Origin of the sequence: Bradyrhizobium sp. AUGA SZCCT0160, assembly GCF_018130105.1 — a bacterium.
Taxonomy (GTDB): Bacteria; Pseudomonadota; Alphaproteobacteria; order Rhizobiales; family Xanthobacteraceae; genus Bradyrhizobium.
In genome coordinates, this window is sequence record NZ_JAFCMD010000010.1 from 240,021 (window position 1) to 246,984 (window position 6,964).

The 6,964-nt window shown below is 61.8% G+C and carries 7 protein-coding genes; 4 read left to right on the forward strand and 3 right to left on the reverse strand.

Annotated elements, in window-relative coordinates:
* The first annotated feature begins 201 nt into the window (after positions 1-201).
* The 4 genes from JQ558_RS18525 to JQ558_RS18540 all read left to right on the forward strand — a co-directional run bounded on the left by JQ558_RS18525 (position 202) and on the right by JQ558_RS18540 (position 4,786).
* Entirely contained in the window at positions 202-897 is a 696-nt protein-coding gene (locus JQ558_RS18525; protein WP_312014999.1) for a FecR family protein, read from the forward strand.
* Between the two features lie 99 nt (positions 898-996).
* A complete protein-coding gene (locus JQ558_RS18530) occupies positions 997-1,803 on the forward strand; it encodes a tetratricopeptide repeat protein (RefSeq protein ID WP_249142527.1) in 807 nt (268 codons plus the stop codon).
* A 141-nt stretch (positions 1,804-1,944) separates the two neighbouring features.
* Positions 1,945-2,916: an ABC transporter substrate-binding protein gene (locus JQ558_RS18535; RefSeq protein WP_212294479.1), complete on the forward strand. Its 972-nt coding sequence runs from the start codon at positions 1,945-1,947 to the stop codon at positions 2,914-2,916.
* A 52-nt stretch (positions 2,917-2,968) separates the two neighbouring features.
* Complete coding sequence (locus tag JQ558_RS18540; protein WP_212294480.1) at positions 2,969-4,786, forward strand: adenylate/guanylate cyclase domain-containing protein; 1,818 nt, start codon at positions 2,969-2,971, stop codon at positions 4,784-4,786.
* 243 nt (positions 4,787-5,029) lie between these two features.
* Here the strand turns inward: JQ558_RS18540 and JQ558_RS18545 are convergent, their stop codons facing one another.
* The 3 genes from JQ558_RS18545 to JQ558_RS18555 form a co-directional block, all read right to left on the reverse strand.
* The gene (locus tag JQ558_RS18545; protein WP_212294481.1) at positions 5,030-5,368 is read right to left on the reverse strand and encodes a hypothetical protein; all 339 of its coding nucleotides are present in this window, start codon (positions 5,366-5,368) and stop codon (positions 5,030-5,032) included.
* An 81-nt stretch (positions 5,369-5,449) separates the two neighbouring features.
* Positions 5,450-5,947 carry an Hsp20/alpha crystallin family protein gene (locus JQ558_RS18550; RefSeq protein ID WP_212215248.1) on the reverse strand — a complete coding sequence of 166 codons (498 nt, stop codon included), beginning with the start codon at positions 5,945-5,947 and terminating at the stop codon, positions 5,450-5,452.
* Between the two features lie 75 nt (positions 5,948-6,022).
* A complete protein-coding gene (locus JQ558_RS18555) occupies positions 6,023-6,478 on the reverse strand; it encodes an Hsp20 family protein (protein ID WP_212294482.1) in 456 nt (151 codons plus the stop codon).
* Between the last annotated feature and the right edge of the window lie 486 nt (positions 6,479-6,964).

A 6,964-nucleotide genomic window follows, 5' to 3' on the forward strand; every position in this document is an offset into this window, starting at 1 on the left:
TTTGGCGCGGTCAGCCAACGACTGACCGTGGAAATCGTCTGTGCCAAAATAGCGCAATCCGGTGGAAGGGATTAGGAAAGTCTGCACGAGGCCCGCGGCGCAAAAGGGGTACTCCTTTTGGGGGAGGTGGCGCGGAGCAGCCGGTCCGGCATAATATCCAATCGCATCCATTATTGCCCTGGCCAGCGGTTCAAGGAACCGGTGTGGCCGCACGAACGAGATTTGCTCGGGAAGGGGCCGTTCATGTGCAACCATAAGATTGCCGTTTTGCTGACAGGCTTCGCTCTGGCGATCGCCGGATTCTTCTCCGGCCCGGCTCAGGCGCAACGCGGTTCTGCGGTGCCCGCGGTTCAGGATGTCGCATCCAAGCCGATTGGAAAAGTCGTTGTCGCGACAGGTTCGGTTACCATCGAACGCGCCGGTGCAAGCGTCATTCAGGTTCGCGCCGACGCTCAAGCCGGTCAGGCGAAGGTTGGTGATGTCGTCTATGAGGGCGACGTGGTCGCGACCGGCGCCGACGGCCGGGTCGGCATTAGTTTTACGGATGGCACCGCGTTCAATCTGTCGAGCAACGCGCGCATGGCCTTGAGCGAGTTCGTGTACGACCCAAACGGAAAGTCCAACAAGACCTTGCTCAGCCTGACCAAAGGAACTTTCACGTTTGTTGCCGGCCACGTCGCGAAGACCGGCGACATGAAGGTCGATACCCCCGTCGCGACAATGGGGATTCGAGGCACCACGCCGCACGTCGAAATTTCGGACGATGGGACATTCAAGTTTTCCACCCTCATTGAAGAAGGCAAGAGCAAGGTCATGCGAAAGCCCGGGAGACCGGCGGCGGCGCCATCCGAACCAACGCCTCCCGGGTCAAATCTGAAAATCTGTCGGGGGTGCTAGGCGGTCGACCGCACACCCCCTTATTCCAGGACCCGGAAGCCTGACATGGAATCCAGCGCAAGCGGGCGCATTGTCCTCGGCCTGGCGCCGATCCTCGCCTTGCTGCTGTTCGGATCACCGGCGGCGGCACAGAACCCGAAGAGCAGCACCTATCTCGGGAATCTCGAGCTGTGCAACGGTTCGCATCGCGCGTCGCTCGAGCACCGGATCAATGCTTGCACGGCGCTTATCGGATCGGGTCAACTCACGACGGCCTCCCTGGCTGTCGCCCACAACAATCGTGGCAATGCCTATGCCTCAAGGGGCGACTACGATCGCGCCATCCCTAATTTCGATCAAGCGATCAAGCTCAATCCAGGCGATGCCCGGCCGTTCAACAACCGGGGTGTAATTTACCTGAAAAAGGGTGAATACGACCTCGCCATCCAGTCTCTCGATCAGGCGATCAAGCTCAATCCCAACTACGGCCGAGCCTTCGCCAACCGTGCGGGAATCTACCTGAAGAAGCACGAGTACGATCGCGCGGCGCGGGACTATGACGAGGCGGTTCGCGTCCAGCCCGATCTGGCCGCCGGATGGAGCGGGCGGTGCTGGACACGTGCTGTCCTCGGGCCGTTGGAAACCGCGCTGGTGGACTGCAACAGGGCGCTTCAGTCGGGACCCAACAATGCCGAAACGTACGACTCGCGTGGGCTGGTTCATCTGAAGATGGGCCAGCTCGACGCGGCGATCGATGATTATGATTCTGCGTTGCGAACCGAGCCGAAGCTGGCGAGCGCGCTCTATGGGCGCGGGCTTGCCAGGCTCAGGAAGGGCGACAAGGCCGGCAGCGATAGCGACATCTCGGCGGCCAGGACAATCCAGGCCGGCATCGGCGATCACTTCACGCGCTATGGGGTGGAGTAGGGACGCCGCGGCTTGGAAGATCGCCGCGGACGCGTCCCGGTACCCTGATCCGCCCAAAAAAGGGAAAAATCAAGATTATCTGCAGCTCATCTGAATGCCGGCTCGAAGCTTGGAAAGCCGGTCTGGGCCATGGTGGCCAGCATGAAACGAAGAGAGTTCATAACGCTTGTCGGTGCTGCGATGGCTTGGCCGGTCGCCGCATTGGCTCATGATCCGACAAGGGTCTATCGCATTTTCTGGGTTTCCACCGGGTCCCAGCCCGACCCGTTCCTCGACGGGTTCCGCGAAGGATTACGCGCGCGGGGCTATGTCGAGGGCAAGAACGTTGCCCTGGAATTGCACTATGCGCCCGGCAACCCGCAGGCGCTGCGCGAGGTGGTATCGAACGTCCGGCGCGGCAACGTCGACCTTGCCGTGTCGAGCGGCCCTGCGACCCGCGCGCTGACGGAGGTAACGGATGTTCCGGTCCTGTTTGCGCTGAGCGGCGATCCGGTGGAGCTCGGCCTCGTCAAGAGTCTCGGGGAACCGGGCGGCAATTTCACCGGCTCGACCTTCCTGTCGCTCGATGTGGCGGGGAAACGGGTTGAACTGCTCAAGGAAATCTTTCCGAGCCTGCGCACCCTGGCGGTCCTCTCGAACAGTCTTCATCCGGGAGAACAATCGGAGTGGCGCGCGACGCAGGACGCCGCCCGGCAGCTCGGCATCGCGCTGCGCTATGTTCCCTTTGCAGGGGCAAGCGAGCTGGACCACGCGCTTGGAGCGGTGGGCGACGCGCATCCGGATGGGTTGCTCGTCTTTCCGGATGTTCTCACGCTGGTGCATTGCGAAAAAATCGCCCAGCTCGCCATCAAGCATCGGCTGCCTTCGATGTTCGGATGGAGCGAGTATTGCGACGCAGGCGGGCTGATCAGCTATGGCGCCAACCAGCGCGCGACCTATTTCGCGCTGGCGACCTACGCCGACCGGATCCTGCGCGGCGAAAACCCCGCCACGCTTCCTGTTGTGCAACCCACCAAATTCGAGCTGGTCGTCAATCTCCGGACGGCTGAACTGCTCGGCATCGACCTGGACAAATCCTCCATCCTGTTTCGCGCCAACAAGGTGATCGAATGAGGCCGGCACATCTCATCGTGACGTGCAGCTCCAGTTGCCGGGCGCCGCCAGCATGACCCGGCCGCGGCGCTCCTTGTTCGTCAAGTACTTCGTCACACTGTTTGTCGCAGTGGTGGTGCCGCTCACACTTGGCTCCGTGATCGAGGCCTGGTTCTCCTTTCGCGACCATCGCCTTCATCTCAATGAAGTGCTCCAGATCGAGGCCCGCGCTGCGGCCGACCGGATCCAGACCTTTACCGATGGCATACGCGATCAGCTCGGCTGGCTCGTGCAGTTTCCCTGGACCCAGGGCGAGGACGACCGGCGCAGGGTCGACGGGCTGCGGCTGCTGCAGCAGGTGCCGGCGATCGTTTCGGTGTCGTTGGTTGACCCGACCGGCACCGAACGCGTGTTCGTATCCAGGATGAGTCTGAACCGGACCGGTCGAGGTACGGACATGTCTGATGATCCCGCGGTGGTGGGGGCGCGTGCGAACCGGGTCTGGTACGGACCTGTGCGATATCAGCGCGATTCAGAGCCCTACATGCGGATCGCCGTCGCGGGAAACCGCGCGGCCGCTGGAATCGTCGTTGCCGACATCAATTTGAAACTGATCTGGGATGTCATCGCGGCGATCAAGATCGGCAACACCGGCCACGCCCTTGTCGTCGATGACGGAGGACGCCTGATTGCTCACCCGGACATCAGCTTGGTGCTGCGCAGTGGCGCCGGGTCAGGCGAGTTCAGCCGGCTCAAATCGGTTGTGTCAGCTGCGAATGGATCGGCGGTCGTCACCACAGGCGATGACGGGAGAGATTTCGTCGCGCTGTCGGTACAGGCCGCGAATGTGGGTTGGACCGTGATTGCCCAGCAGCCGATCGTCGAGGCGTTTGAATCCATGCGCGCGACGGTGTGGCGTTGCCTGATGTTCATCGCCATCGGAACCGTTTTTGCGCTGGTGCTCGCCTATTGGCGCGCATCCCGCATGTGGGTGCCGATCCGCAAGCTCGAGGAGGGCGCGGAGCGGATCGGGATGGGACAGCTCGATCATCGCATCGCGATCGAAAGCCGCGACGAGCTGGAGCAATTGGCAGTCCGGTTCAACCAGATGGCGGAGGAACTCGGGGCATCGCAGCAGAAATCCGAGCGCATCAATCGCCTGAAGCAATTCCTGGCCCCGCAGGTCGCCGAACTGGTGGAACACTCCGATCCGCGGCTGCTGGATGGACAGCGGCGTGACGTGGTTGCGATTTTCGGCGATCTGCGCGGCTTCACCGCGTTTTCCGCCCGCGCCGAGCCCGAGGCCATTCTGGCCGTGCTGAGAGAATATTACGAAGCCATCGGCGCGGTCACGGCACGCCATGCCGCCACCCTGATCCGCTTCGCCGGTGACGGCGTGATGGTTCTCGTCAACGCGCCGGTCAGGTGCGAGGACCCGGCGCATTGCGGCATCAGGCTTGCGATCGACATGCAGGCCGCCGTGCAATCCCTGGCCAACAACTGGTCCGCCGGCGGCTGCACCGTGGGCTTCGGCGTGGGCATCGCGATGGGCCCCGCGACCGTCGGCACCCTCGGCTATCAAGGGCGCCTCGACTACACGGCGATCGGAAACGTCATCAATCTGGCATCACGGCTTTGCAGTCTGGCCGACGACGCCGAGATACTGGTCGACCCTGTCGTCACCGAACAGGTCAGGGATCGCATCCCGCTGGCCTCGATCGGAAGGCAGCCCATCAAGGGCTACGACCATGCGCTCGAGGTGTTTGCCGTCGTTCGCAGCGATCCATCCGTCCGGCGTCTTGGTTGTGAACGCGAGCCTGCTTGCGTTCCATCCGTCGCAGCGGGATTTGGCAGAACCGTACCGGAGTTTTCTTCGGCGGATGGGAGATGAATTCGATATTGTGCCTGCGTCAGCGATATGCGGGAACGGCGCGCGGGTTTTGCGGTTTCGTTGATCAGCTGGCGTTGCGCCCAGCCGTTGGTTCATCCGGGCAAGCTTGCTAACATCTCGTCACCATGTCTTCGAATCCCACCCAACTCAGCAAATTCCTGAGCTTCGTTCTCCGGCCCAAGCGAGTAGTCCGTTAGCCGCGAGAATCACGGCTGGCCAGCACAGGCGCGAGGATCGTCGGCGTCAGCATGGCTGCGATCTCCGGGAGAGCGCGGCGGTCCAACTGGGCCGCCGCAACCGGATCGCCGCTCCACCGCGCGGCGGGGGATCGTCGTCCTGGCCGTCAAGGCGGCGCAAGGCGGCGAGAATGTCGGCAAGCCGGATGGTGTGGCCGATTCCTGGGATGTCCCGCAGCACCGGGCAGGATTCCACCGCGTAGATGTCGGAAGCCCAGGAAGAAAGCACGACGCGCTTCTCGGGGTCGGAGAGGCGCCGATCGTTCAGAACATCATCCGGTGAATCGTAGTGGGCGGCGGGATGGAACAGAACATGTTCAGTCGGGGTCGAACGGGTCTTGGTCATCGAACTGTCTCCTTAACGCTCCTTTCTAAGAGACGGGGGAAGGCGGATGGAGGCGCGCCTTTGCAACGCCTCCAGCCGGTGTCATTGCTTGTTGATCGCAATGCGCTTGACGTCGGAACGAGCCTCTTCGGATTTCGGCAACGTGATCGTCAACACGCCGTCCCGGAACGACGCTTCGGCCTTCTCTTCGACAACGCCATCGAGCGGGATTTGCCGCTCGAACGAACCGTAGAAACGTTCGGAAAAGTACTTTCCGTTGTCCGAGCGCTCGGCCCTTTTCTCGCCCCGCAGCCTCAAGACGCCGTGGGCGATTTCGACCTGAACATCCTTTTCGGTCAGGCCAGGCAACTCGGCCGAAACGGTAAGCGCCTTGTCGGTCTCGCTCAGTTCGATTTTCGGCCAGCCGAAGCGGCCTTCCATCAGCGGGCTGCCGCTGCGCCCCAGCGTTCCGAACCCGCTGAATACGTCATCAAACAGCCGGTTCATCTCCCGGTGAAAGGTGATGAACGGATCATAGTTCTCGCGCGTTGGCGCGAGTTCCTGATTTCTCGACCACGGAATAAGATCACGAAAACCCATGTTGTCCTCCTTTTCTTGCGCAGAAGCTCCGCGCGGATCTCTGGTGCGCGCGTACGTCATCGAACGTGCCGCGGCTCAAGCCGCTTTCTTCCGCTCGACCTGCGGAGACGATTCCGCACCACGGATCGGGATCCGCCGTGGCTTCATGGATTCCGGCACTTCCCGTACCAGGTCGACGATCAGCAAGCCGTCTTTGAAAAACGCTTCCCTGACCTTGACGTGGTCAGCCAGACTGAACACCCGGCGGAATGGCCGTGAGGCGATGCCGTGATAAAGGTATTCGCGCTCCGTGACCTCGGGCTTGCTGCCTTCGATGATCAGCGTGTCCCGTTCGGCGGTGACGGCGATATCGTTCACGCCAAAGCCGGCAACCGCCAGCGAAATCCGATAGGCGTCGTCGCCGGAACGTTCGATGTTGTAGGGAGGATAGTTATCGTCGGCGGTTTGCCGCAGGCTCGCGTCAAGCTGGTCCGCCAGATGGTCGAAGCCGACCGTGGAACGCCACAGCGGCGAAAAGTCAAAAGTCCTCATAGCCAAGTCCTCCTAAGAGCAAGATGGATACGAAGGAGCGTCGGACACCGTCCGGCGCCCACTCTGGTTCGCCGGACCCAAGCTGGCGTCCGGCAAAAACCGACTTAGAAAAACGGCAAAAATTTTCAAGAGGGAATCTGTGAAATTTTCTTCGGGACCTGGCCGACCTTGGGCATGCTGTTAATGGCAGGTAAAGCGGAACGGCCGAGGCTCCTTTCGGGCAACTGTTGCGCTGCACCGTGCGTGATGATGAATCTGAAAACCCGGAAATGCGATCTGCGGCAAGCCGGCACAGATCGCATCGGGCTCGGATTAGCTGATCGCCGGCTTCCTTTTATCGCGCTCGTCCGGTGCCAGCTTGAGTCCCCACGGGTCTGGGAGGGGCGCAAGCAGGGTGTCGACCTTCAACGCGTCGCCGGCATTCCACTCCAACCAAGGCATCGAATCCAGATACGGTATCGGCGGCAGCGCGATTTGCTCGAAGGC

Excerpts from the sequence above, each read along its gene's own strand:
- JQ558_RS18535 (WP_212294479.1), top strand. The coding sequence starts at position 1,945 with ATGAAACGAAGAGAGTTCATAACGCTTGTCGGTGCTGCGATGGCTTGG.
- JQ558_RS18550 (WP_212215248.1), bottom strand. The coding sequence starts at position 5,947 with ATGGGTTTTCGTGATCTTATTCCGTGGTCGAGAAATCAGGAACTCGCG.
- JQ558_RS18555 (WP_212294482.1), bottom strand. The coding sequence starts at position 6,478 with ATGAGGACTTTTGACTTTTCGCCGCTGTGGCGTTCCACGGTCGGCTTC.
- JQ558_RS18540 (WP_212294480.1), top strand. The coding sequence starts at position 2,969 with ATGACCCGGCCGCGGCGCTCCTTGTTCGTCAAGTACTTCGTCACACTG.
- JQ558_RS18545 (WP_212294481.1), bottom strand. The coding sequence starts at position 5,368 with ATGACCAAGACCCGTTCGACCCCGACTGAACATGTTCTGTTCCATCCC.